This window comes from Streptomyces sp. NPDC002018, from assembly GCF_042890865.1.
Taxonomy (GTDB): domain Bacteria; phylum Actinomycetota; class Actinomycetes; order Streptomycetales; family Streptomycetaceae; genus Streptomyces.
In genome coordinates this window covers 1-25,078 of the sequence record NZ_JBIASO010000004.1, presented here as the reverse complement: position 1 = coordinate 25,078, position 25,078 = coordinate 1, and the positions used below count along the sequence as shown (strand labels likewise).

24 protein-coding genes, 2 pseudogenes and 2 CRISPR repeat arrays (1 of these 28 cut by a window edge) are annotated in these 25,078 nt (G+C 67.1%); of the genes and pseudogenes, 10 read left to right on the top strand and 16 right to left on the bottom strand.

Going from position 1 to position 25,078, the window contains the following annotated elements; all coding sequences use genetic code 11:
- A CRISPR array of direct repeats spans positions 1-2; the repeat unit is 29 nt; it reaches 940 nt to the left of the window's first position.
- Positions 3-385: 383 nt separating this feature from the next.
- The 8 genes from cas6 to cas2 are packed head-to-tail and all read left to right on the top strand — an operon-like array spanning position 386 to position 8,476.
- Positions 386-1,045: a CRISPR-associated endoribonuclease Cas6 gene (cas6, locus tag ACFYYH_RS07785; protein WP_388547352.1), complete on the top strand. Its 660-nt coding sequence runs from the start codon at positions 386-388 to the stop codon at positions 1,043-1,045.
- Positions 1,042-2,487 (top strand): hypothetical protein, encoded by a 1,446-nt coding sequence (locus ACFYYH_RS07780; protein WP_388547349.1) that lies wholly within the window; start codon positions 1,042-1,044, stop codon positions 2,485-2,487. The genes cas6 and ACFYYH_RS07780 overlap by 4 nt, the downstream gene beginning before the upstream one ends.
- On the top strand, positions 2,487-3,545 hold the full coding sequence (cas7i, locus tag ACFYYH_RS07775) for a type I-B CRISPR-associated protein Cas7/Cst2/DevR (RefSeq protein WP_388547347.1): 1,059 nt from the start codon (positions 2,487-2,489) through the stop codon (positions 3,543-3,545). Before ACFYYH_RS07780 ends, cas7i begins: the two co-directional genes overlap by 1 nt.
- A 5-nt stretch (positions 3,546-3,550) precedes the next feature.
- Positions 3,551-4,225 carry a CRISPR-associated protein Cas5 gene (gene cas5 / locus ACFYYH_RS07770; RefSeq protein ID WP_388547345.1) on the top strand — a complete coding sequence of 225 codons (675 nt, stop codon included), beginning with the start codon at positions 3,551-3,553 and terminating at the stop codon, positions 4,223-4,225.
- The gene (gene cas3 / locus ACFYYH_RS07765; protein WP_388547344.1) at positions 4,207-6,690 is read left to right on the top strand and encodes a CRISPR-associated helicase Cas3'; all 2,484 of its coding nucleotides are present in this window, start codon (positions 4,207-4,209) and stop codon (positions 6,688-6,690) included. The genes cas5 and cas3 overlap by 19 nt, the downstream gene beginning before the upstream one ends.
- Positions 6,687-7,226, top strand: coding sequence for a CRISPR-associated protein Cas4 (locus ACFYYH_RS07760; protein WP_388547341.1), 540 nt, complete (start codon positions 6,687-6,689; stop codon positions 7,224-7,226). Before cas3 ends, ACFYYH_RS07760 begins: the two co-directional genes overlap by 4 nt.
- Positions 7,226-8,206, top strand: coding sequence for a type I-B CRISPR-associated endonuclease Cas1b (gene cas1b / locus ACFYYH_RS07755; protein WP_388547339.1), 981 nt, complete (start codon positions 7,226-7,228; stop codon positions 8,204-8,206). Before ACFYYH_RS07760 ends, cas1b begins: the two co-directional genes overlap by 1 nt.
- 12 nt (positions 8,207-8,218) lie before the next feature.
- The gene (gene cas2, locus ACFYYH_RS07750) at positions 8,219-8,476 is read left to right on the top strand and encodes a CRISPR-associated endonuclease Cas2 (protein ID WP_245703093.1); all 258 of its coding nucleotides are present in this window, start codon (positions 8,219-8,221) and stop codon (positions 8,474-8,476) included.
- Positions 8,477-8,576: 100 nt separating this feature from the next.
- A CRISPR array of direct repeats spans positions 8,577-9,257; the repeat unit is 29 nt; unit sequence GTCGTCATCAACCCAGGAGGGTTCGCAAC.
- An 831-nt stretch (positions 9,258-10,088) separates the two neighbouring features.
- On the opposite strand, the gene ACFYYH_RS07745 is transcribed toward cas2, so the two are convergent.
- From ACFYYH_RS07745 to ACFYYH_RS07710, 8 genes and pseudogenes are all read right to left on the bottom strand, one after another.
- Positions 10,089-11,342, bottom strand: a complete 1,254-nt coding sequence (locus tag ACFYYH_RS07745; protein WP_388547337.1) for a pentapeptide repeat-containing protein — start codon at positions 11,340-11,342, stop codon at positions 10,089-10,091.
- Positions 11,257-11,931, bottom strand: coding sequence for a transposase family protein (locus ACFYYH_RS07740; protein ID WP_388547334.1), 675 nt, complete (start codon positions 11,929-11,931; stop codon positions 11,257-11,259). The genes ACFYYH_RS07745 and ACFYYH_RS07740 overlap by 86 nt, the downstream gene beginning before the upstream one ends.
- Positions 11,932-11,981: 50 nt before the next feature.
- The gene (locus ACFYYH_RS07735) at positions 11,982-13,193 is read right to left on the bottom strand and encodes a Shedu anti-phage system protein SduA domain-containing protein (protein WP_388547331.1); all 1,212 of its coding nucleotides are present in this window, start codon (positions 13,191-13,193) and stop codon (positions 11,982-11,984) included.
- Positions 13,194-14,053: 860 nt separating this feature from the next.
- A pseudogene (locus ACFYYH_RS07730) lies at positions 14,054-14,843 on the bottom strand (tyrosine-type recombinase/integrase); the annotation flags it as partial.
- An 891-nt stretch (positions 14,844-15,734) separates the two neighbouring features.
- Positions 15,735-16,067 (bottom strand): annotated as a pseudogene (locus tag ACFYYH_RS07725) (site-specific integrase); the annotation flags it as partial.
- A 495-nt stretch (positions 16,068-16,562) separates the two neighbouring features.
- On the bottom strand, positions 16,563-16,727 hold the full coding sequence (locus tag ACFYYH_RS07720) for a hypothetical protein (protein ID WP_388547329.1): 165 nt from the start codon (positions 16,725-16,727) through the stop codon (positions 16,563-16,565).
- Positions 16,728-16,784: 57 nt separating this feature from the next.
- A complete protein-coding gene (locus ACFYYH_RS07715; protein WP_388547326.1) occupies positions 16,785-17,123 on the bottom strand; it encodes a thioredoxin family protein in 339 nt (112 codons plus the stop codon).
- 80 nt (positions 17,124-17,203) lie between these two features.
- Complete coding sequence (locus ACFYYH_RS07710; protein ID WP_388547323.1) at positions 17,204-18,622, bottom strand: DEAD/DEAH box helicase; 1,419 nt, start codon at positions 18,620-18,622, stop codon at positions 17,204-17,206.
- Between the two features lie 496 nt (positions 18,623-19,118).
- Here ACFYYH_RS07710 and ACFYYH_RS07705 point away from each other — a divergent pair, with 496 nt between their 5' ends.
- On the top strand, positions 19,119-19,334 hold the full coding sequence (locus tag ACFYYH_RS07705; RefSeq protein WP_388547321.1) for a DUF6243 family protein: 216 nt from the start codon (positions 19,119-19,121) through the stop codon (positions 19,332-19,334).
- A 177-nt stretch (positions 19,335-19,511) separates the two neighbouring features.
- Here ACFYYH_RS07705 and ACFYYH_RS07700 read toward each other — a convergent pair whose 3' ends face one another.
- From ACFYYH_RS07700 to ACFYYH_RS07690, 3 genes are read right to left on the bottom strand one after another with little or no spacing between them, the layout of a single operon-like run.
- The gene (locus tag ACFYYH_RS07700) at positions 19,512-20,660 is read right to left on the bottom strand and encodes a caspase family protein (protein ID WP_388547318.1); all 1,149 of its coding nucleotides are present in this window, start codon (positions 20,658-20,660) and stop codon (positions 19,512-19,514) included.
- A complete protein-coding gene (locus ACFYYH_RS07695) occupies positions 20,644-21,042 on the bottom strand; it encodes a hypothetical protein (protein WP_388547316.1) in 399 nt (132 codons plus the stop codon). The genes ACFYYH_RS07700 and ACFYYH_RS07695 overlap by 17 nt, the downstream gene beginning before the upstream one ends.
- On the bottom strand, positions 21,035-22,333 hold the full coding sequence (locus ACFYYH_RS07690) for a serine/threonine-protein kinase (protein WP_388547313.1): 1,299 nt from the start codon (positions 22,331-22,333) through the stop codon (positions 21,035-21,037). Before ACFYYH_RS07690 ends, ACFYYH_RS07695 begins: the two co-directional genes overlap by 8 nt.
- Positions 22,334-22,849: 516 nt before the next feature.
- On the opposite strand from ACFYYH_RS07690, the gene ACFYYH_RS07685 reads away from it, so the two are divergent.
- Positions 22,850-23,233, top strand: coding sequence for a hypothetical protein (locus ACFYYH_RS07685; protein WP_388547310.1), 384 nt, complete (start codon positions 22,850-22,852; stop codon positions 23,231-23,233).
- Here the strand turns inward: ACFYYH_RS07685 and ACFYYH_RS07680 are convergent.
- The 5 genes from ACFYYH_RS07680 to ACFYYH_RS07660 form a co-directional block, all read right to left on the bottom strand.
- Positions 23,211-23,705 carry a hypothetical protein gene (locus tag ACFYYH_RS07680; RefSeq protein ID WP_388547308.1) on the bottom strand — a complete coding sequence of 165 codons (495 nt, stop codon included), beginning with the start codon at positions 23,703-23,705 and terminating at the stop codon, positions 23,211-23,213. The genes ACFYYH_RS07685 and ACFYYH_RS07680 overlap by 23 nt on opposite strands.
- Positions 23,706-23,858: 153 nt before the next feature.
- Positions 23,859-24,077 (bottom strand): hypothetical protein, encoded by a 219-nt coding sequence (locus ACFYYH_RS07675; RefSeq protein WP_388547306.1) that lies wholly within the window; start codon positions 24,075-24,077, stop codon positions 23,859-23,861.
- A 67-nt stretch (positions 24,078-24,144) separates the two neighbouring features.
- Positions 24,145-24,273, bottom strand: a complete 129-nt coding sequence (locus tag ACFYYH_RS07670; RefSeq protein ID WP_388547303.1) for a hypothetical protein — start codon at positions 24,271-24,273, stop codon at positions 24,145-24,147.
- Positions 24,270-24,677, bottom strand: a complete 408-nt coding sequence (locus ACFYYH_RS07665; protein WP_388547300.1) for a hypothetical protein — start codon at positions 24,675-24,677, stop codon at positions 24,270-24,272. The genes ACFYYH_RS07670 and ACFYYH_RS07665 overlap by 4 nt, the downstream gene beginning before the upstream one ends.
- Before the next feature lie 105 nt (positions 24,678-24,782).
- Positions 24,783-25,078: hypothetical protein (locus tag ACFYYH_RS07660; protein ID WP_388547298.1), on the bottom strand; the 296-nt coding region annotated here is incomplete at its 5' end.

Here is a 25,078-nt window from a genome sequence, read left to right as displayed (position 1 = left end):
ACCCGAGGGTAAAACCACTGGTCAGAGCCGTCTTGCGGCGGCGTCTCGGGGCGGATTTTGCAGCGATCCGGCGGTGATGCATCAGTGCAGGTCAGAGCGTTGAGTGACATGCGGCTATGGCTGCCGCGGGGTGGTTGTCAGTGGTGCCCGTTAGTTTACGGGTTCGGCCTCACAGCAGACAGCTTCAGCGCTGCTCGGACCGGAATAGCGTCCCTAGCATAGAAATCAAGCCTTTGGTGGAATTTATAACCGATTGCGACTTTCCTTCCTTCGCTCGGCTAGGGTCTGACCAAGCCACGGTCGTTCGGTTCGTGATGCGACAACAGCCACTGCTGTCAAAGATGTTGGGGGTGTGATGCGGGTCAGAGTGGACGTCGGAGCGGACGTGCCGAGCTTGCGGTGGGAGGACGTGCACGGGCCGGCGCGTGCCGTGATGTACGAGCTTCTGGGGAGCCAGGACGCCGCCTTGGCCCAGTCGTTGCATGACGAGGGGTGGAAGGGGCAGCCGCTCAAGCCGTTCGGGCTGACGAGTCCGCAGTTCAAGGGGGCCCCGAAGAAGAAGGGCGTGTACACGACGTCGCGCGATGGGTCGGTGTGGTTCGGGTCTCCGGTTCCGGAGATCGCGGCGGTGCTGGTGGCGTCGCTCGCTTCGCGTACCGAGATCGTGTGGGGGTCGGCTCGTCTGGCCGTGCGCGGCTTCACCGTCGATGTGGGCGCCCCCGCGTCGGACGGCCCGGTGGAGTTGAGGACGGCCACTCCCGTAGTGGTCAAGCACGAGAGCCGTTATCTCCTTCCGGGCGACGACCATTACGTCGAACGGCTTCAGCACAACCTGACGCACAAGGCCGACGTTCTGGGCCTTCCGGCCCCGCACGGGTTACGGGTGCTGGAGGCCGGGCCCCGGCGCCGGTTCACCGTGCGGGGAGCGCCGAGGATCGGGGCGGATGTCCGGGTGGCCATGGAGGCCGACGCCCGGTTCGTGGAGGCTCTGCGCTCCTGGGGCCTGGGGCTCGACACGGCGCAGGGGTTCGGGTGGATCCGGTGAGCACGCTCACCACGGCCCCGGGACCGCTGGCGGCGACGAGCCATCCGCTCCAGCGCGCGGGGGCGTGGGCGATCGCGGTGCTGGCCGAGCGCGCGATCCCGCAGGACGTCACCGAGGCCGATCTCGATTTGGTTGCCTCCCGTCTGGTGGATGACATTTCGGCTGCCGCTATGGCCGCGAAGGACACCGCCGCGTACGACTGGTGGAAGGTCCTCTTCGCGCTGTATCCGAACTCCAAGGCGACGCACAGCAAGCGTTCCCGCGACCAGGCGGTGCTACTGCCGGGGATCACCGAGATGTTCGTACCCGACGCCCCAGACGCGCCTACGCGGCCCTGCACATTCTGCGGAACGGCCGCCGCGGCGGTGTGGACGAAGTCGTCTCTGCCGATGTTCGACACCAACAAGGCACTCAACACGCTGCCACCTGGCGTTCCGGGCTGGCCGGTCTGCCGAGGTTGCCGTATCGCGGCATGGGCCCTGCCGTACGGCGCCTGGGTCACTGCCGGATCGGCGACGGTCCTCTCCTGCGAAGTGGACGCGGTGGAACGGGAGTTTGCGGCACGCAATGTGCTGCGGGCCCGACGGGTCATGCATCTCGGATTCACCGGCTTGCGGGCTGGCGCCCGGCCCGAGCTGATCGCTGTCCGTGCCCTGCGTTCTCTGAGAGCCGGTCTGCCTGCCGCCGCCACGCTGTGGAGCTTCAAGAACGACAACCAGGAACCCTGGCTCCGGGTGACCCGGACGCGTCGCGCCGTACCCGTATTCCTGGCGACGGTCGAGGGCAACGCGGAACTGCGCCGGGGCTGGCGGCTGCTGGAGCTTGCCCTCACCCGGCGGGACAAGCAGGGCCATGTGACTGCCAGCGGTTCCGCCGAGTCGGCGCGACTGCTGTTCGAGGCCGAGGACGGCCGCAGCCGGTCGCTGCTCGCGCAACTCCACTACCTGTTGGACGCGCCCGACGGTTCCTGGACCGGAGAGGGCCGACGCGCCCTCACCGGGCTCGCCTTCACCTACGCCAAGGAGATTCTGGGCATGAATCCGGACCTGACGCCGGTGGCGACCGTGGTCGTCGACTGGATCGAGCACGGTAGCGGCAGCCCGCGGGGCCGGCTGGCGGAGTACCGGAACGTCGCGTTGAGCGACTACAAGCTCGGCACCCTGCTCATGCAGGCGCACTTCCGACTGACGCTCGACGGCCGACCGGTGGCAGCTGGTCCGGAGGACTGGAGACCACTGATCCAGCAGCGCCCCCGTGCCTGGGAGCAGCGCATGCTGCTGGCCGCCAGCGTGCTGCAACTTCTCCAGGAGCGCGGCGTGGCCGTGAACGAGAAGGCCGTGGACGCGGACGAACAGGCCCGCACGGAGCGTCTGCTCGAACAACCGGTGCTCGCTGACGCCGACGACGAGAGCGACGAGGACGAGGACAGGGGAGCGGCCTGATGGCCTATCTGGCGGGAAAAATGGTGCTCGCGATTGAGGCGGGCGCGCCGAACAACGGCAAGGCGGAGGAGACCAAGTCGAGGGTGAAATACGCCCGTATCCGTGGTCGGCACTATCCCTATATCTCCGCGCAGGCCGTCCGGCGCTGGACGCGTGACGGCATGGTCGAGCTGGGTGCCGTGCCCTCCCCGGTCACCCGGGTTGGCAAGGCACAGAACAAGGCGCAGAAGGCCAACACCGAGGCGGATCCGGTGCGGTACGCCGACGACGACCTGTTCGGTTACATGCGGGCCGGAGCGAAGAAGGACGACGCGGCCACTACCCTGCGCGACAGCCCGTTCATGTTGGGCACGCTGATGTCGGTCGAGCCCGCATATCCGACAGAGGACTTCGGTGTCATGTCGCGCGGGGTCACCGAGCCCGTGCTGCACGGGCACGAGTTCTACACCGCTGATCTGGCGGCCCCGTTCCTGCTGGATGTGCCGAGGATCGGTACGTTCACCCTCCCCGGCGACAATGGTGTGGGCAGGCCGAACTACCTCACCCAGGAACAGGCCCTCGCCGTGGCGGACGCCGCGGCGGCCGGGGCATCCGCCACCACGTTCCGGGACCAGCCCGCCGTACGGCTGCCCATCGAGGAACGCCGGTCCCGGGCAGCGATGCTGCTGGAGGCGCTGGCTCACCTGAGCGGCGGGGCCAAGCAGGCCCTCCACTACGGGGACCGCGTGCCCGCCCTGATCGTGCTGGTGCCGTTCAAGGGCGGCATCAATCCGCTGGCGCACTGTGTCGACGGCCAGGAAGGCACCGGCCTGCGCGTCCGGGGCAAGGTGCTGCGCGAAGAGTTGGCGGCATGGGACGGCGAGTGGGAGGCCCCGGTGCGGATCGGCTGGCGCCCCGGGTTCCGGGACGATCTGCGTGAGGACTTCGAGAAGGAGTGCGCCCAGGAGATCGGGGATGGGACGGTGGTCATCGACCATCCCCGGACTGTCCTGCGAGGTCTGGCCGCCGAGTTGCGCGAAGGCCGACTCGACGGCTGGTTCGACGACCCCAAGCGGTGATCTCCGTGCCGCATGAGCCGCAGACGGCGTGGCGGGCGGACTTCTGGGCCCCCGTCGCATCTTTCCGTGATCCCCTCTTCCCCGGCCTCAGCCATGGTCTGCCGCTGCCGCCGCCCTCCACCGTGCGAGGACTGCTGGCGGCGGCCACCGGAGAGCCCTCGGAGTCCGTGGCCCTGGGGATGGCCGCCTGGTCCGAGGGGAACGGTGTGGATGCCGAGACGTACCACCCGATCGCCGCGGACGGCTCCAACCCGGCTGTCTCGGGACGTGTACGCGCCGGTAAGGGCGGCATGACGATCCGAGACCGCTCCTTCCTCGCGCATGTCCATCTGAGCGTATGGCTGCCCGGAGCCGACGGCGATCGCATCGCCCGAGCACTGCGCCGTCCCCGCTGGCCCCTGCGCCTGGGACGCTCACAGGACATCGTCCATCCCCTGCGCGTGCGGCCCAGCACACTGCGCCCCGCCGAGAAGGCGGTGGTGGACCACGCTCTGGCACCGGCCGGCGGCCACGACGTACCCAGCGCGACGCTGCACCGTATGGCGGCCAGTGTCTCCACCGACCGTCTCACCACGGCGTGGGAGGACTTTCTGTGGTGCGACGCCCCAACCGGCCGCCAACCCGTCCGGAACGCCTATCGGGACGAGAAAGGGCAGGCGGTGTGGCTGCTCAGCCCGTAACCCCGAGAACTCCCCGGCGCGTCCTGCCGGACGTACGGGCCAAGTCCGCCCCGGCCGACGATCCCGAGCGTCTGACGACCCATTCCCGCACCGTCCACGACACCGTCTCCCAGATCGAGGAACGCCTCGCGAACGCAGGCGTCCTCGCCACCGAACCCGCCTTCTGGGCCCGCGTCCGTAGGGCCGCGCTCCTGCACGACGCCGGCAAAGTCGCCGAAGGCTTCCAGCAGCAGCTTCGTCCCGGCGGGAAACTGTGGGGCCAGCGCCACGAAGTGCTGTCCCTCGCGTACGTCGATCTCCTCGCCACGGCAGCGGGATGGAACGACGAGGACCGGTTCATGGTCGCCACGCTCGTCGCGACCCACCACCGCGCTCTGCACACCTCGGCGTCGGGCGCCGCCGGAGGCAAGCCCAGCCTGTCGCAGACGTACAACAGCCAGACCCGGTGGGACGAAGCCTTCACCCACACCCCGCACGCGGGAGGAATACAGGTGCAGGTCCAGCTCGGACTGCACAGGGAACTGGTCGCCTGGTTCTCCGGCGCCCTGGGCATGGACCCGCCGCCCATCACCGCTGGCGGCCCCACCCTCGCCGAGCGGGCCCGTCTGGCTCTCGAACATCTGCTGGATACCTGGCGGGGGCCCGTCAAAGCCGACCGCGGGCTGCTCGCTGTCCTCGCCCAAGGCGCGCTGACACTCGCCGACCACGCCGGGTCGGCGCACGAGCGCCTGCAGACCCATATGCCGCTGCCCGCCGATTACTTCGAGCGGCTCCCCCACACGCCCTACCCACACCAACGCCAGGCAGCCGACACCGACGGCCATCTCGTCCTGATCGCCCCCACGGGCAGCGGCAAGACGGAAGCAGGACTGTCCTGGGCCGCCCGACAAACGGCAGCGATGCCGGGCCTGCCCCGTGTCGTATGGACGCTGCCGTACCGCGCCTCCCTCAACGCGGCACGCCGCCGACTGCAAAACGATCTCGTCCCCGCGGCGGAAGAGACAGTGCCGGACATCGGCCTCCTTCACGGCGCCGTCGCACACACCCTTCTCAGCGAAGCAATTGAGGACGACTGTCCACCGGTCGACCACGCACCGGCCGGCGGTAGGTACGACAGCGACGCAGCCGACAACAGCGCGACCTCCAACGAGCGCCGGTACGCCGAGCCGACGGCCGCGATGGCACGCCAGGCCCGTGCACGAGCCGGCGCCATGCGCCTGTTCGCCCAACGTCTGCGCGTCGCCACCCCCCACCAACTTCTGCGCGGCGCCGTCGCGGGACCGGTGTACTCCTCCGTCCTTCTCGAACAGACCAACTCCGTCTTCGTCCTGGACGAGCTCCACGCCTACGAACCGGAGACCTTCGGCCGTCTCTGCGCGGCCATGGGGCTGTGGGAGCGGCTCGGCAGCCGGGTCGCCGTCCTCTCCGCCACCCTCGCCCCGCCCATGACCGAGATCATCAAGGAGAGCCTCAACCGGCCGGTGACCTGTCATCGCGCGCCCCAGGGCACCAGCCCGGTCCGCCACCGTCTCGTGCTGGACGACATCCCCCTCACCTCCGCCGCAAGTGTCGAACGGCTGCGCGGCTGGCTGAGCGAAGGTCACAGCGTCCTGGCCGTCGTCAACACGGTCGTCGGCGCTCAGCAGTTGTTCAAGGATCTGCACGACGACGCCCGCGACTCCTGCCTCGACGACCCGCACAGCGCCCTGCTGCTGCACTCCCGTTTCAAAAACCGCGACCGGAACGCGATCGAACGGAACCTCCTGAAACGGCACCCCGAACGCCACGCGGACGACCGGGCTCGGCGGGGCGGGCTCACCGTGGCCACGCAGACCGTCGAAGTCTCCCTGCAACTCGATTTCGACCGCGGAGCCGTGGAAAACGCCCCGGTCGAGGCAGTGGCCCAGCGCGCAGGCCGGGTCAACCGGCGCGGTCTCCACCCCGACGGCCCTGCCGAGTTCCGGGTCCACCGTACGGACGGCACCCGTCCCTACGAACCAGAAGCCGTCGCCGCCTCCTGGGATGCGCTGGCCACCCTCACAGCGGACGGCACCGAAACGCTCAGCGAACAGGACATCGACCGGCTCCTCGCCCTCGCGTACGACACCGACTGGGGCAGGGGGTGGCTGGAGAGGACCCGCCGAGCCCGCGACGCGTTCAGGGATGTCTTCCTCACCTTCACCGATCCGTTCCACGACCGCTCCGAGTTCGCCCAGAAGCTCAGCGAGCAATTCGACAGCGTCGAAGTCCTGCATCGCGACGACATTGAGGAGTACCGGGAGCTCACCACCGGCCGGGAAGGCCACCTCCTCCGCGCGGCCGGCCTGCTCATCCCGCTTCGGTACGGCCAGCTGAAGACCTACAACGCTGAGTACGACCGGGGCCTGGGAGTCCATGTGATCGACGGGGAGTACGACGAAACCCTCGGGCTGGAAGCCCCGCAGGAGCCGGAGACCATCCTGTGAGCTCACGAACAACCGACGCCGCCGACCACGGGCCGGAAGAAGACGGCAACGCCCCGCTGGGCGGCGTGCACATCAAGTACCTGCATCACTGCCCGCGCCAGTTGTGGCTGTACAGCCGCGGTTACCGGCCCGAACAGCGCAGTGACCTCGTCGCCTTCGGGGAAGTCATCGACGACACCACCTTCACCCGCCGACGCGACATCGACCTCGGCGAAGCAAAGATCGACTGGGTGACCACGGGCGCGGTCGTACACGAGACCAAGTCCTCCCGCGTCCCCTCGCCAGCCCACGCTGCCCAGGTCCGCCACTACTGCCTGCTGCTGGAACGCCGGGGCATCACCGTCCGGGGCGGCACCATCCACTACCCGCTTATCCGCCGCACCACCGACGTCCCCTGGGACGCGACCGCCCGTGCCGAGGCGGAGGACTCCGAAGTCCAAGCCCGCGGCGTCATCGCGGCCCCCGAAGCGCCGGCCCGTCTCACACGCGGCAACTGCCGCGGCTGCTCCTACCTCGACTACTGCTGGGGAGACTGATGCCCGCCGTCGGCCGTACCTACTGGCTCACCGAACCGTGCCGCATCCGGCGCGAGGACAACAGCGTCCGCATCGAACGCCCCGACGGCAGCCCGGTCCGCATCCCCATCACCGACATCCGCGATTTCGTGGCCTTCGACCACGTCGACATCAACACCTCAGCCCTGTCCCTGCTGAGCCGCAACGGCGTGGCCCTCCACGTCCTCGACCACTACGGCAACCACGCCGGACACTTCAGTCCCTCGGAATCCATGTCATCGGCCAGCGTCATCCGCCGCCAGGTGGAGATCACCGCCGACCCGGACCGAAGAGTCGCCGTCGGCCGCTCACTCGTCCTCGCCACCGCCCAGAACCTGCGCTGGGCGATGGACACCGACCTCCTCGACTCCGCCCTGTCGTCCCTGCGCGCCGCACTGCCCGACTGCAAGGACAGCGACGCGGTCATGGGCCAGGAAGGCAACTTCCGCCGCACCGCATGGGCCGTCCTCGACACCCAACTCCCCGCCTGGCTACGGCTCAACGGCCGCACCCGCCGACCTCCCACCAACGCGGGCAACGCCTTCATCAGCTACCTCAACACCCTCGTCTACGCCCGCGTACTCACCGCCCTGCGCACCACCCCGCTCCACCCGGCCATCGGCTTCCTCCACTCCGACACCGACCGACGCCGCAACACCCTCGCACTCGACCTGGCCGAGCCCTTCAAGCCCCTCTTCGCGGAACGGCTCCTCAAGCGCGCCGCGAGCCAGAAAAAGCTGAAGCCGACCGACTTCGAAACCGACGTCGCCAGAGCCTCCCTCAGCAAGGACGGCCGCAAGAAAGTCGCCGCGCTCGTCAAGGATGAACTCGCCACGACCGTCCACCACCGCACGCTCAAACGCAAAGTCAGCTACGAGGAACTCATCCACCTCGAAGCCCTCAAAATCGTCCGCATGTGCCTCGAAGACAAGCCGTACAAGCCCTTCCGCCCCTGGTGGTGACCAGCCATCTTCGTGATCCTCGTCTACGACACCGCCGTCGAACGCAACCCGAAAGTCCTCAAAACCTGCCGAAAATACCTCCACTGGACCCAGCGCAGCGTTTTCCAGGGCGAACTCACCACAGCTCAGTACCGCGCCCTCATGGCAGCCCTGAACACCACCATCGACCCGGAATACGACAGCATCGTCGCCTACACGACCCGCTCCCCCGACATGATCGAATCCACCACACTCGGTGTCGACCTCGGCGGCCCAGGAGACATCCTCTGAACCCTTCTGACCTGCACAGATGCACTACCGCCGGACCGCTGCAAAACAGCTCGCGAAGCGGCCAATCATCAATGCTCTGACCTGCGGTTTTACCGTCGGGGTCGTCATCAACCCAGGAGGGTTCGCAACGTCGTGAGATCGGCGCCCCGCTGTGGCCCCTCCGGTGGTCGTCATCAACCCAGGAGGGTTCGCAACCCCGTGTGTGGCGCGACCTCACAGTGGATCTCAGGGTCGTCATCAACCCAGGAGGGTTCGCAACCTGGCCCTGGGCCTGCGCCTGTCCGGCTACCTGGTGGTCGTCATCAACCCAGGAGGGTTCGCAACGTGATGTCGGACCGGCCGACCCGGACGGTGCCGCCGGTCGTCATCAACCCAGGAGGGTTCGCAACGCGCTGCTGTCCCATCTCCGGTCCCTCGTTCGACCCGTCGTCATCAACCCAGGAGGGTTCGCAACTCCGGCTCGCGCCCGGGGCAGTCACCTGTTTCCGCACGTCGTCATCAACCCAGGAGGGTTCGCAACGCCCAGCCCTTGACTCCGCAACCTGTGCTGGAGCCGTCGTCATCAACCCAGGAGGGTTCGCAACACCGACACCGGGTCGTTCCGCCACGTTCCGCCGGCGGTCGTCATCAACCCAGGAGGGTTCGCAACGCAACGCCCGGTAGATCTCCAGTAGGCGCCTCTCGCGCGTCGTCATCAACCCAGGAGGGTTCGCAACCAGCCGAACCCAAGGGTCTGGTGGAACGCGAGCGTGGTCGTCATCAACCCAGGAGGGTTCGCGGCGACAGAGAAGTGGCACCTGTCTCGCACCACTGCTGCACCAGTAGAGGCGGTAAACCACGGCCACCCAGAGGACATGACAGCGGCTCCGCAGATCACACCCAACAGCCATTCAAGCCGCCGACCTGCGAGGAAGTAAACAAAGCGCCTGTGATTCCCAAGCTCAGAGCGCGAGTTCGATTCTCGTCACCCGCTCCACACAAAAGCCCCAGGCCAGCGGCCCGGGGCTTCGTTGTTGTCTAGACCATTCCCGGCTTGACCAGCCCTCCGCCAGCCCTATCCCCTGACGGAGGCCAGGTTCCAGCTATCTTCGGCACCGCCTCGATGCGTTTCCACGCCAGGCTTCTCGAATGGCGAGACGCATTTCACGTGAACTGGTTCACACCGGTGTGAGTTGGCTCGTCATTGCAGACGCGATGTCAACCTCCGTGCCTCTGCGGTCGCATATTCGACTACTGGCGGTTCCGGCCTTCCTCCCATCTGGCCGCAACTCGCTGTGACGGTCGAAGCACGTCCCGTCCGCACCGCAAGGTGACCACACAGTCAAACAAACTGGGGTCTTCGGCGCTTATGCCGAAGACCCCTGAGCATCAATCGAAGAAACGCGTTCCAGATCGGCAATCGCTGACGGGCCCGACCTGTCCATGGTCGGGCCCGTCAGATGTCTTCGCTCAACGGCTTTCGGCAACCGAGCTGATACTGGTGGCAACGACCGGACAGCACGTCGGCTTCGAGCCATGGCTGGAATGGGACTGTCTTGTGCTCCTGGGCTCGTATACGTCTGCCGCGCCTGTGCCACACGGAAGCCCGACACCTGTTGTAATGGACGCCTCATCAAGGGCCGAGTGGTGAGCGCCACGCCTGAGGCAACGTCACGCCGGACGGCAAAGGATTCAGCCCAACCGGGAGGACGTCCCCCGAGGCATCGGCGAAATCGAGGACGCCACCGCGAAAGGTCGCTCTTCTGAAATCAACGGTGCCTCCGGAAAAGATCGCCAGTGGGAAGATGACACTGCCGGTGGAGAAGTCCACGCCGTCGAAGAGGACGGTGCCGGCAGAGAACGTTGCCTGACGGAATGTGCTGTGTCCGGAAAACATGGCCTCGCTAAAGTCGACTGTGCCGCCCGAGAACCTTGCGTTGAGGAAATCGGCTCCGGCATCCGTGAAGTCTGCGCCGATGTAGCTGACCCTGCCGTCAGCAAACGTTGCACTGCCGAAGCTGACGTGGCTGCTAAAGTAGGCGTCCTGGAAGTCGACTTCGGCACCAGAGAATCTTGCGCCGACGAAGCTGGCTGTGTGGGCGCCAAAGCTGACGCCGTTGAAATCGATTAATCCGTCGGAGAACATCGCGCCTATGAAAGTGACCACGCCGGAGGTGAAATCTGCGAGGCGGAAGTCAACCGTGGCACCACTGAAATCGGCCTCGTCGAAGCTGAACGCTCCCGCATTGAAGGTTGCGTTCTTGAAAGTGACGGTGCCCCCCGAGAACGTCGCGCCCGAAAGATCGCCGCCGTCGAAGACGACTCCGGTGAAGTCCAGATTATGGCCCTGCCAGGAATGGGGATGCTGGGGAGCGAGACGGAGACGATCCCGAATCAGACGGATGACGGTGTGCCGTACCTCCCGAAGCGCCATGTACTCGTGCCGGGCATCCGTATTCCCCTGCTGCGGAAGATCGTCCCCGGTGGTGTATGGGAGTCGGAGATATGCGCACAGAACGTCGATGCATGTCTGTCGTAGGTCCCGAGTGGGGGCGTCATCGGCGAGGCCGGCTAGGGCGTGAACACCACCGAGGCGCACGGCGGCGGATTGATCGCCGAGCTGGGAGACTGCGGCAGCGAAACGTTCGTTGTGCAGGCGGGTGGCATCACGCAGAGCACCGTCCTCGTCGACACGTTGGCGCCGGTAGGCCACAACCAACGCGACCAAGGCTCCAGCGCCGGCGACCACCCCAAAGGACAGTTTCACCAAGTCGAACAGCGTCTTGGCGTCGATGCGGCGCTCAGGCTTCAATCCACGAGCACCGAGCAGGTCCCATCCGGCGAAGAACACCGCACTGGCGACGGAGATCGCGATAATGAAGGTCAAGGCCAGGACGGTGCCTACAGGCCACAGACGCAGGCCGCGCCGTTCGGCACGACGCCGGGACAGATTTGGTCTCACAGACCACAGGACCACCGACGGCCCTCGGACGGTTGCACCACATCCTGTTCCGGGTCAGCTCTACCGGGGCGGTCTGGCAAGGCAGCCCGCCCTGTACACCCGGTCTCCGGTGCCGCCGAGGGGTTCGAATCCCCCTGCTGGCCGCCGCACCACTGCTACGGTCGCCCGCATGGCCCTGGAATCGGCAACCAACGAGCAGGGGCCGTACCTCACCGATTGCACGCGTAATCGTGGAGCGGTCAACGCTGAACCAGCAGGCCAGTACGTCATGTGTGGCCCCGTGGCGGAGGTGCACCAGCGTGGCCAACAGCCGGTCGACGAAGACCAGTTTGTGCCTCGCTCCGGCACCGACCGCCCGACGCCGAGGCCGCGAGGCCAGTCCGGACTGATGCCGCTCGTGCCACAAGGGGCCGATCTCAGCTACGAGTTCAGCAATCACGTCGGGCGTCAGCCCAGTGATCCGCTGGCTATGGATGATTGCCGCACGAGCCCGGTTCTCCACCACACCGACCATGATCAACGATCAAGGTATCGGCGCGCTACCGCCAACCATGCACGAGCTCGTTAGGCCGCCGATGTGCTGCCGAGGGAACGTTCGGCGTTGTCGATCAACTCCTTGTAGGTGAGCACCTCGACGCGATTCACGTGAGTGTTGAGTGTGCGCAACGCCTCGTTGATCGACTCCTCGGGTACGAAGGGCTGCACCAACGGGTGCCCGATCAGCACCATCGCGCTGGCTCGACGGGTTTCAATGCCAAGATCTTCGCGGAGCCGGTGGCGGTTCTCGTCCAAGCCGACCAGGTAATTCACGGCCTGACCGACGGCGTCGTGCACTTGGGCCGTAGGAATCCACGATCCGCGGTGCTTCTTCACCAGAGGGCCGGTCAGGCTCATGGCTCGCTTCAACTCGACGACGTGCAAAGCCCCGTCATGGCGAATCAGAGGAAGATCGACCTCGTCCCCCGGCACTAGCCGACGATGGATCGCCTCCCCCACGAACCGTCCGCCGAAGATCCAGTGCTGTCCTTCCAAGGCACGCTGAAGTGCGTGTTCGGACGCCGTGGGATCCTCCACGACCGTACGCAAGGCCGCCAGGCCGCCCGATCGCCGGTGCAACTCCGCCGCGCGGAGAACCATCTGGCCTTCTGTATCTGCGGCAAGCAGGACAATGGCCTCCGGCGAGGTGGTAATTCGGCGAGCAGCTTCTGCTGGATCCTCGATGTCCACCCGCTCCTGCAGGACACGTTGCAGCCACACCGCCAACTCCGCACGCCCGCGGAGAAAGCGATACCGCCCCGGACGGTCCTCGGGCGCGTCAAGGAACCGCGCATCCTCCGAGAGCGAGTAGAGGTGGGCGATCAGATCGTCCACGCCGACATCAGGATGCTCGTCAACGAACTCACGACCTGCCTCCGCAAGGTATTTGAGCTCGATCCCGAGCCCGTTTCCCACATACTTCTGCAGCCTCTTGTTACGAACGCCATCCTGGAACAGGCGATGGCGCTCATGGAAGTCAGGTTGAAGGATCCGCCCCTCGGCATAGTCCAGTGAGTCCTGTACCAGCCGGACGACCTGCCATTCGCCAACGTCCGCCGCACGTTGACGGACCGCCTCCAACAGGTGGATGAGTACCTTCCCGCCACGGCGATGCCTTCCTCGCCCACTGTTCATGTGATCTCTTGCTGATACGAGAGCTCCCTTCACATCCGGATGAACGGCCTCATTCAGCACAAGCCCCAGCTGCAAATCCAGGGAGAAGTCTGACCTCACGCTCATGCCACGAGTCTGACCGAGAGGTCTGACAACGGAAGCCCCCGCCTCCGGACACGCGGATCATCCCGGATCGGCGAACACCGGCCAACAGCTTTTGTTACGTCGCCATCACCACGGCGGATACGGGAGGGCAGGCACGCCACCAGGTACCAGGTCCCACCGACGTCCCTTCCCGGCATGAACCCGGCAGCGGTTTCAACGTTCCCGCCGAGGGCCTGTCGGCCCCCGACGCGCCTCTATGCGCGTGCCCGCGAAGCGCGCAGTGCCGTCGGAACGTCGGAACCAACGACGGTCACCGTCCAGGGCCCCCGCGTAGGCGCACATTGGCGTGCCGCGGTCAGGACATTCATCCTCGATGACGAGGCCGCCGACCCCACCGGCATACCTCCCACAAGAGACCACCCCACGCGGGGCATCCCTGCGGGGCGCGTGCCACTACGTGCCACTCGTAGGGGTAAACAGCGGTCGCTACGGGCCCCATCCGACCCCTGGCCCGGAGACCATCCGCACTGCGTATTCGCTGGTCAGAGTCACGCCTGGGCATCACGTGCTGGGGGATTCCCAAGCTCAGAGCGCGAGTTCGATTCTCGTCACCCGCTCCACGACAAACCCCCAGGTCGATGACCCGGGGGTTATTTGTTGTCTAGACCATTTCGAGGCCGCGCGCCATTCGCGTCCCATAAGGGACCGGTTATCGCGCGGAATTGAGAAGCGCAAGCCCCTGGACGACGGCTCGCGCCCGGCGATCTCATGTCGCGAGATCCATTTCGAGTGACCTGCGCCACATGATGGCCGGATCGTGGATGTTGCGCGGACGTGAAGCGCCGGACCAGCGGAGTGCCGGTCCGGCGCTCAGAGAAGCGTCACGCCTCCCGCGAGACGAGTCCATCGACGTCACGCGGACGAGGAACGAGTGGGTGGACAGTCGCGCCCTCGCCGGTGCCCTCCGCCTCCTTCACCCGCTGATGGCGCACAGTGGTGTCGATATCTGCAGCGAGCCTGCGCTGGTGCTCCTTGGTGGAGTGCTGGTACATCAACTGCGCCTTCTCGGACGACTGACCCGCGCGGACCATCAGATCCTTCAGCTTGGCGCCGGTGTCGGCGGCGAGAGTGTTGCCGGTGCGCCGCAGGTCGTAGAAGCGGAAATCCCCGGGCAGGCCGACCTTGTCGCGCGCCCTGCGCCACTTGCGGCCAAAGGTGGTCCCCCGCAGCGCCGCCCCCTTCTCGCCGATGAACACCAGCCCGTCCGGGCCGGGCTGGGCTGGGCGAACCAGTCCAGGTGTCGTCGCACGTCGACGTGTACGAAGGCCGGCAGCGATCTCCCGCTTACCCGCACGGGACTTGGGGTCCCCGACGACGCGATGACCGGTGTTCAGCTCGGGCGCGACACGCCGCACCCATACCGACCCGGCGCCCAGGTCGATGTCGCCCCGCCGCAGCTCGGCCAGTTCCTCCGGACACATCGAGGCGAACGCGCCGAGCAGCACCATCAGACGCCGGCGCAGCCCGATCACATCGGCCAGGGCGAAGACCTGCACGATCGTGGCGACGGGGCGCTCGTCCGCCTCCTCACGACCCGCGCCGCGGATCCGGCACGGATTCTTGCGGATCATCGTCCTCGACCGCCGTCTCCCTGATGGCTTTGAGCAGCCGCTTGGGCAGCTTTGCCGCGTCGTCGGCGAGCGGAAAGAAGTCGGCTCCTCCGGGGACGGCCCCGACCGTGTCGTCGTCCACGGCGGAGCGACCCAGGTCCGCAGCGTCGCATCCGGCTCCGGCCACGGGCACCTCGTCGGCGGCCTACACCACTTGAAGCGGCGGAGGCTGGAAACGGAGCGAAGCCACAGCGCCGGTCCCCGGCCCTTACTCAGAACCCGGGGGCGGGAAGGAAGCCTGGCCACCACGGGGGTACGCCGCTGGGACAGTCATATGTGATGCCACTCCAGAAAAGCGAGATGGCGCACCAGGAAAGGCCAAGGAGTACCACCGCGAGGGCGAGAGCGTGGAGGAGCGGTCGGTTCCCCAGGAGGGCGCCCACCGCCACCCAGCCCAGGAGCAGGACAGCCCAGAGGCATGGGATGAAGAGGAAGAGCAGGAAGGTGCTGTTCGCCGCATTGTTCACTCCAGCGTCGCAGGCGCTCAATGCCCTGCCGAGAAGCATGGCCGTAAGCACCGCAAGAGCCAGCCCCACCACGGTGCCGAGACATCCATGCAGCCGTCGGTTGCCCATACTTCCCCCCATAGCCGTCGGCTCCGGAAATACCTCCGCCGCACGGCTCGTCAATGTACTCACTTGCCCAGCAAGTCCTGACGAGCGGGGACCGGCCCGGCCCGTGACGGACGGGTCGGGCCGACATCTGCCCGATCATGTCGATCACCGAGGCATGGAACTGTTCCCTGGTCAGGTCGAGGCCACGCTCGTCGAAGAGGTCGACCCCGGGCTGCATCGTCATGTGGTCCCCGGGGTCATCCTTTACGTGACGATACGCCGGTTCGGAGCGCTGACGCCGCGTCACGTCAGCTCCCGAACGGTCGGCCAGTCCAGCGTCAGGCCCGGCGCACCACTTCCGCACCGCTTGCCTCGGCCTCGGCCACGCCATGCCGTTCCGCGCGCACGGGGGCGTCGAGTCCGGCCGCGACCTCCTTCTGCCGCTCCAGCGTCGAGTGCTGGTAGATCAGGGCCGCCTTCTCCGAGGACTGGCCGGCACGGACCGTGGCGTCCTTCAACGTGTCGCCCAACTGGGTAACGAGGGTGTTCCCGCTGTGGCGGAGGTCGTAGAAGCGGAAGCCCTCAGGCAGGCCGACTTCCGCGCGAGCCTTCCGCCCCTTCGTCCGGCAATTCCGCCCCGCTGTGCTCGACACTGTCGGCCGGCTTCGCTCTGGCCAGGGCTCTCCGCTACCGTTCGACGGCCTGTCTCCTGAGGCAACACACCGCCGTCTCATGCTCCGTGCCGGAGATCCCGACGAGACCCAAGCCGAGTACGAGTTCCATCGCCGGTTCCGGGTCCTGGATTGGGGCCCCGACCGACGACGTGACGGCCACCCACCTCTTGCGCGGCCGGGGCCGCTTCGTGCTCACGCTGCCGTTCCGGCGTGGGAACACCTGATCAGGCACCCCAAGGAAGCGGGCCAGGTTTTTCGTGGCGGAGATGCCAGCCGTGGATTTCGTCGGGATTTTGATGACCTTGCAGCCGTCCTCGACGGCGATCGGAACCAGCGCCGCCCATGACCAGCCAACAGAGCCGTAGAGGCCCTGATCCTCAACGCGCAGCGGCCCGGACGCCTGAAATCGCCGTTCTCCTGCGGGTACAGATACGGATGCTCCCCCGCACCAAGTACCGGCGCCGACAATCAGCACCCGGAAGTTGCGGTCACTCAGGCCCGTCCGCTACTGAACTTGAACTCGGCGCCCAGGTTCACTTCGGTCTCGTCGTTCGATGAGCAGACTTCCAGCCACGACGGGTAGCCGCCTTGCGCGAGCACCAGGACCTCACCAGGGCACTCGCCGGTTTCGGTGAAGAGTTGTACATCTGCGGCCACGATGGTGCCCGGGCCGGTCGCTGCGGGCGCGACCTCGCCGGCCGGTATGCGGCCTGCTCACAGGTGGGCGTCCAGGAACTCCCCGAGCGCGGTCCTGGACATCGGACCGTTCCCGGCCGCCATCGCCTCGCCCCGATCGATCAGCACGAAGGAGGGCGCGCCGGTGACGCCGTACCGCCGTACGGGGCTGGGGCACCTTGCGATGTCGGCCCGCACGACGATCAGTCGGCCCTGGTAGGCGTTGGCAACCTCCCGCACCAGGGGATCCATTTCCTTGCATGCTGCCGCGGCCTTGGGCCACACCCCGTGGAAGTACGCGAGCACCGGCACGTCCGCCCTCGCCAGGATGAACTCGAACTCGGCGTCCTCCTGGGGTCGTTGGACCCTGTTCGTCATCGGCACTCCTTGACGCTCCACTCGATGCGAGGCAGTGGGTGCCTCCTTGTGTCTCCCGACCGCGGCGGCCGTACCGCCCGTCAGTGGGCCCTGCGCGCTCGGGCGGCCTTGCGGGCCTCCGCCATCGTGCGCGCCTCCGCGGCCTTGCGGGATTCCTTCGGCGGGCGGCCCGCGTGGGTACCCAGCCCCCGGAACGCCGCGTTGCCGGTCTTCGCCCCGTCCTGCACGGGCGGGCGCTTCGCGCCTGTGATGCTGGTCAGCCTCTCCTCGCCGGAGCGAACCTGAGCGACCGTGGGCCGGATCCCGGCGTCCGACATCATCCGGTTCACGTCCCGGCGCTGGCCGGGCGTGACCAGCGTGACCACGCTGCCGGACTCCCCGGCACGCGCGGTGCGCCCGCCGCGGTGGAGGTAGTCCTTGGGATCGGAGGGCGGATCCACGTTGACGACGAGGTCCAGGTGCTCGACGTGGATGCCACGGGCAGCGACGTTGGTGGCCACCAGCACCGTGATCTCGCCGTCCCTGAACTGGGCCAGCGTGTGCGTGCGCTGCGGCTGCGACTTCCCGCTGTGCAGAGCCCCCGCCTGTATGCCGCTGCTCCGCAAGTGCCGGGTGAACTGATCCACACCGTGCTTGGTGTCCAGGAACATCAGCACCCGCCCGTCCCGAGCAGCGATCTCGGTGGCTGTCGCGTACTTGTCGGCGGGATGGACGTTCAGTACGTGGTGCTCCATCGTCGCGACCGAGCCCTCCGCCCGGTCGACCGCGGCGAACACCGGCTCACTCAGATATTGCCTGACCAGTTGATCGACGTTGCGGTCGAGCGTCGCGGAGAACAGCATCCGCTGCCCGCCGGGGGGCATCCGGTCCAGGGTCTCCGAGACCTGCGGCAGGAAACCCATGTCGCACATCTGGTCCGCCTCGTCCAGCACCGCGATCCGCACCCGGTCCAGGTGGCAGTCCCGCCGGGCGACGAGATCGGCCAGCCGTCCCGGCGTCGCCACCACGACCTCGGCACCCGCCCGGAGCGCCGCCACCTGCCGGCTGATCGCGAGCCCGCCGACCACAGTCACCGAGCGTAGCCCGAGCGCCTCCGCGTAGGGAGCCAGCGCCTCGCTCACCTGCTGCGCGAGTTCCCTTGTCGGCACCAGGACCAGCGCGAGAGGGCGCTTCGGTTCGGCGCGCCGGCCCGCCGTACGTGCGAGGAGCGCAAGCCCGAAGGCGAGGGTCTTTCCCGAGCCGGTCCGCGCGCGGCCGAGGACGTCCCGGCCGGCCAGCGCGCTCGGCAGGGTGGCCGCCTGGATCGGGAATGGCTCCCGTACCCCGAGCCCCGCCAGCACCCCCATCAGCTCGACCGGGAGGTCCATCTCCGCGAAGGACCCGGCCGACGGGAGGCCAGGCGCCAGTGTCCCCGGCACCGAGAGCTCGCCCCGGGGGGCCCTCCCCTGGTCGGACCTGCCGGGTCCGGAGCGGCCGGAGGCCGGCTGCTTCTCCTTCATGGGGGTTCCTCGTTTCGGCGCCCTGAACGGACCGGGGCCCGTGCCTTGTCCGGCACGGGCCCAGGCTCTCTGCAAGCGTGAGCCAACCTTACCAGCGCGGGCCTCGCGCCGGCCGTCCCGCGGCCCGGCCGGGCACCCGCCCCGGGGATCGTCACGCGCTCAAGGCCGGTAAGGCCCTCGACATCCGGGATGCTCTTGCCGAACGGTACAAGGGTTCCTGCCGTAGGTGGCCGGGCGCTGGACGCGATTGCCCCGCGGCTGGAGATCATGGCGGGCACGGTCGGGGCGCGGGCGATCGGGGAGGTTGGGATCGATGTCTCGCGCTTGCACCGATACATGACCAGCAGGTCCGTGCACGGCGCATACTCGGCCGAAGGCCAGGACGCGGATTTACGTGTGAGAGCGTGATGGGCCCCTGCTGACATCCCTCGGCGTGGCCGCGCCCGTCCCCCACCGATGAATCCGTAGATCACTTCACATCATTCCGGGAGAACCTATGACTGTGAGCAAGAACATCAACAACCCCGTGGGCATGGGCGGCGGCCAGCGCAAGAGGCTGTCCCGCGCCGAACGGCAGAATAATGGTCCGCACCGCAACCTCGACCGTCAGGGAGCAGCCGACCGGAAGGCGGAGCTGGTGCGCAAGATCCGCGAGAAGGCAGGCGCAGCCGAGGGCGCCGGGCAGACGGGCGACGACACCGCACAGAGCTGACGCACCACTGTCGCGGGGTGGCACCGCACGGGGCAGGGCCAGGGCCGCGACGCACGGTCCGGGCCCCGCTGCCGTACCGGGGGTCTGCGGCCGTACCGAACGCGGCCGCTCCCGCTCAGCTCTCGGCCGACCACCAGCGTCTCACCTGACGTTGTCTATTCTGGCCTGCCTTGCGGGTCAGAGCGCAGGCCGACGGATCGTTCCGTGCTGATTCAGGTCCAGGGCATGTTTAAGCACCTCACATGCCTGAATGTGGTTACCGGACTCCTGCAGCAGGTCAGCGAGTCGGCGGCAGATCAGTACAGCTTCCGGGCCGAACGTCTTGTGGGTCTGGTGGAAGGCTTGTTCCAGCACCTCGATCGCCTCTCTCATCTGGCCCGCGTCGGCCAGCACCTCCGAGAGTTCAAGCTGTACGGCAAAGGTGTTGCTTTCTCCCTCTGGTGCCTGCTCTTCAAGAGCCAAACGCAGCACCGGCAAAGCGTCACGGTTGCGCCCCTGGGATCGCAGCAGACGGGCCAGCTTCAGCCCGGCAGCCACCATGGCGGCTCGAACGTCGACATCCAGGACCGGGCCTGCCGGAAAGCGGTGGTCGGCGCGTGCCCGGTTGCGGATCAGCGGCAGCCGTCCGATGTCGTTCTCCTGCGAGCGCTGAGGCTGCGGCCGGCTCTTTGCCCGCAGCCTTTCGTCGAGCACACGGTAGATCGTGTCGAGGTCGATGAGTTCCGGCCCACCTGTCACTCCCAACCGCATCAAGTGGAGCAGCTCGCCAGTGAAGGCGGTGTGGAGTTCCCCTTCGGGAGCCAGCGACACCCTGTCTTTGGGCGACGACGTCAGAACGTACGCGCCGTCCACTGCCACCTGAAGGGCCAGTGCGTCTGTGTTACCCGCGAGAGCCCTGGCCGCGCGCCCGCTGAAGCAACAATCGAGCACTATCACTCGCCGGCGGGCCCTGGAGGAGCGGACAGCTGTCCGTAAGTGCTCGTAGGCGACCGCTGTGTAGCCGGTGCCCTCACGAGAACCGGTCAACGCCAAATAAAGGTCTGCGGAGTCGGCATCGCGCAGGCCATGCCCCGCGAAGTACACCAGGAAAGTGTCGGTGGCTTCCTCGGCCGCTCCGTACACCGGATCGAGCATGGCGGAAGCATCGCTGGGGTCTGCCACAACGGCACAGTGCTGTTCGGGCAATCCCCAGAGCATCGCGTCGCGCAAAGCATCCGATAGGTCCCGAAGGTTGGCCTCCACAGCAGGCAACTGCTCAAGGTTCTGGTAGGAGCTTGTGCCAATGAGTACGGCCCTGGAGGCAGCGGGATCAGGAAGCCTGTTCATCGTCGGCTGGGCCGTCCGGTTCCTGGCTCAGGAGCGCGATGATGCGCCTCTCAAGGTCCGCACCCGTACTCTCCACCGGGATCTCTACCTCAACGCCGCCCCTGCGGAGGACGAGCCCCGGCCGATTGCGTCTGGAGTCGCGCCACTGCAACACTGAGACAGCCAGTGCACCAGTCGAAAGCGCTGAGCCAATCACCAGTTGCAGTACGTCAAGGCCAGTTCCCATGGAACCGCGTGACGTTGCCTCAGAGCTGACGAGTCGGCTTCTCACCTCATGCCGCAGCAACTCATCGGCTTCCACCCAGCGCAGCAAGGAACGAAGGTCCTCCTCACCTCCATCGGGGTGCTTGTTCGCCACGACGTGTATTTCCAGTTCAGACAATTGCCCTGTCCTTTCCTTGCTCTACACGCGCGCTAACCCCGGAGAACAGCGCAAGCGCTTCCCCGCTCGCACCGAGTCTTGCAAGACAAACGCCCTGCCAGTACTGACTCGCGAGTGTTGTGGGATGGTCGGACCCAAGCGTTGCGGAACACACCTGCACCACTGAGGTAAGCACTCGGACGGCTTCCTGCAACTCTCCGCGCAGGACAAGACTGACTGCCTCTCTCTGGCGGGACAGGGCGTTCTCGGCCGTCATGCTACTCAATACGGTCTGGCGGGTCATATCGCTTAGGGATAGCGGCGGCACATGGTCTGACCGCTGTCCGGGGCCGCGATACACGAAGCTGGCGTCAAGATATTCAGGATAGGAAGTTTCCGCACCGGAGGGGTTGTGAACAAACTCGACGGCTCCGTCCCGGATACATTCCCGCACCATTTCGCCGAGCTGCCGCACCATGTTCGGTGGAGCTTGCATTGCCAGCAGAGCAGGGAGAGCAGCGCCAGCGCCCTTCGGCCGCATGGACGGCTCTTTGGCTGCGAGGGAGTCGACCAGCTCGGCCAGTTCGAACGCGACCGTGTGGTGACTGCCGACGAGGCGTGGTATCCCGTCATCAATCGCGCGCTCCACGATGGCTCCGACCTCCTCGACTCCATCAAGCGGTGGTTCACCCGTGAGCATCAGATACATGCACAGGCCAAGGCCATACAGGTCGCCCGCCGGGCCGGGCCGCTCACCCCGCATGACCTCGGGAGCCATGTACCGAGGTGTGCCCATCAGCGCGCCCACCTTCGTTATCGCCGTGTCCTCAACCAGGCGCGCAAGCCCGAAGTCTTGCAGTACCACCCGCCCCTGGGTGGTGATCCGCACATTCGTCGGTTTGACGTCGCGGTGCAGAACGCCTGCAGCGTGCGCCGCTGCCAGGCCGGAGCAAACACCGGCGCTTATAGCCACGACTGCCGCGTCCGGTAGTCGGCCTCGCCAGGCCACCAGGCTTTGTATGTCCACACCGTCCAGAAACTCCATCACGAGATATGGAGCGGCATCGAGGACTCCAAAGTCGTACAACGCCGCAGTGTGGGGGCCCGTGATCCGTGCCAGCGCCCGAGCCTCGCGCCGAAAGCGCTCAGACATTTCCTCACTGTCCAGCGAGGCGGCCGTGGCCGAAAGAATCTTGATGGCTACTCTGCGGTCGAGCATCGTGTCGTGTGCTTCATGAACCACTCCCATCCCGCCCGCGCCGATCATCCGCAGCAAGCGATAGCGGTCATCGAGCAATCCCCGCCGTGGCATGCGTGCCCCCCCCTGTGCGTCGCCAAGACAATCCTGGCCCCAGCAACGGAGCAGGGGCAACCGGTTCCGTGCGCGTGGCGTCACATCGTGCACGGGGTGCACAGGCATGGCAAGTTGCCAGCAGTCACGGCCGCGGGCGCGGACGGCGGCCAGGCCGCCACTAGTGCCGACGGCGATGAATTTGCGGACGAACTCGGCGCGAGCGGCGAAAACATGGTAAATGCCCCCCGGGAGCGGTGGCGTCCAGGCTCCGGTGGAGCGAGGTGAAGCAGACACCGTACTCGCGCGGTTCGGCGACCATGTTGATGAGGCCTTGGAGGCTACAGCCGTGTCGAGCGGGGCGACCATACCGCCGCCAAACGCCCCACCCGTGCCGAGAAAGAGAAAGCCACCCGCAGGGGACACCAGCTCACAGCCCGCGAGCGCCTGCGCGGACACGTGCGCGCCGCCCTGGCCGGAGCCGCAAGCGAGGACGAGTTCTTCGCTCGACTCACAGAAGAGGGTGTACGCGTCAAAATGCGCATCGCACCGTCGGGCGACGCCATCGGCTACTCCGTCGCCATCGTCGGCGACCGCAACGCCGACCGCGATCCCATCTGGTTCTCCGGCGCCACACTCGCCCCCGACCTCTCCCTTCCCCGCATCCGCCAACGCCTCACCGCAAGCAACCTCCCACACGACGAGGGAACCGGCACCGCACCAACGCCCCAGCGCGGACCCTCGTACCCCCATCGCAACGCCGTCACCACGGCAACCCAGGCCCTTGACCTACTGAACAGCGATGACGAGGGCGCAGCCGCCGCCCAACTGGTCGGCACAGGCGAACTCCTCGACGCCCTCGCCCAGACCTCGGCCGCCCAGACCCGGAACGAGCTGCCTAAGCGGCGGTGGACCCCTTGAGCTTGATCGATTCGCCGACCCCCTGACCGGCGTCGGCGGCCACGGTGTCGGGGTCGGAGCCGAACATGACCTGCTGGGGCGGGCCCTGGAGGAAGCAGGTCACACCGGGCTTGGCCTGAGCGGTGACGAGGTGGTAGCCGCTGCCCTCGGAGAACGTCGCGGGGATGAAGTTCAGATCGCCGTTGTCACACTTCTTGGCGAATTGGTCCTGCTTGGCGCCGTCGACGTCCTTGTCCTTTCCGCCGTCGGCGCCACTGCTGTCGCTGCAGTAGCCGTCCTTGGCACCATCGACGTCGTTGTCCTTGTCGGCTGTCCCACTCGCCGTTTCCCTGCCCGCCGACGAAGAACCGACTTCAGCCCCGGTCTCTTCAGGGCCGCACGCGGTGAGCGTGGCGGTGAGGGCGGCCATGGCGACGGCGGCCATGGCGAGGCGGGCGCAGCGGGATGAACCTGTGGCGAGGCGCGAACTCATCTGTCTTCTCGGTCAACTTGGGGGTTCTTGTCCGACCTGCTGGTGCGAACACACGGTGGGGTCGGGTGATCGTGAAACGATCGCGTGAATGTTCGGGTTCTGTGTCACCGCCGCTGAAGAGGCGAGCCGCAGGTAGAACTCGTTCTTTCCGCGCTACGTGTCGTGCATGCGGGTGCCGTTGCCGGTGACGGCCGTGGTGAACGCGAGGCACGGGCGGGTGTCGATCGTGGTCCCGGCGGTGCCGGCCGCCGCGCCGACGCCGGGCAGTGGCAGCGGCATGCGGTCGGCGCGGTGCCGGGGTCTGGTGGGAACGTCCGCGCGCAGCGCCATCGGTTCCCCGGCCGTCCCCGCATCGAGGGTCCGCAACGTCACCACGGCCGGGATGCCGTCCGCCCCATTGGCCCCTCAGTACCAACCGCGCCCTGGGGTCGCGGTGCTGTCAGGGGGACCAGGTCAAGTAGAGCAGGGCGAGGAGTTCGCCGTCGTTGTTCAGGGCCTTGATGGAGGACACACTGTTGTCAGCCACCGGGAACAACATCACATCGGCCCCGGAATCCGGGTCGGTCACCTCGTTGGGCCAGGGCCCTCTCCTGGAAAGGGCTTTGGGGACAGCATCGACTCCCTGAGCCCCGTGAGGGTTTTCCGTTCCGCCCTGCGGCTCCACAGGCATGCGTATGCATCGATGCGCAGAGCGGCGGATTCGTCGAAGTACCCTGTCGATTCGGAGATCGCCTCGGGGGTGGCGAACGCCACGAACAGCGTGTTCACGTAGTAGCGAACCTGGCCGGGGCGTTCCCCGTCCCCCAGATCGACGCTCCCCGCGTAGACGGGGTACGTGCCCGGAGCCATGTCGTAACTGTCGATCCCGGAGCCCGCGCACTCGGGAGTCGACCAGTTTACCTCCCCGTCGACCACCACCAGGTCGCCTGCCCTGTCGATCCGTCCGGGCCCGGGGCCACACAGCGAGGTCATATCCAGGTCCGGCGGGGGCGGGGCGGCCGGCGCGGTGGCGTCATGAAGGGGCCTCGGGTGGTCCGTTGCCACCGTGCGACGGTTCTGGTGTGCCGCCCGGATCAATCAGCCTCGGGCCGGACTGATCAGAGGCGACACCTCGGTGACGGCCTCGTGCTCGGTGAAGGCCCGGTGTTCGATGACAGCCTGGTGTTCGGTGACGGCCTGGTGGGGGTGGAGGGCCGCTTCCGCCTGGACGAGCGGCGGTTCCGTCCGGCGATCGCGCTGGGTGGCGAGCAGGGTGATCGCGAGAACGGCCTGTACCGCCAGGACGGCCGCCTGCGTCACGGGCGAGTCGACGGTCAGCACGGCCATGGTCGCGTTGAAGCCGAGGTGGACCGCGATGGAGGCCACGACCCCGG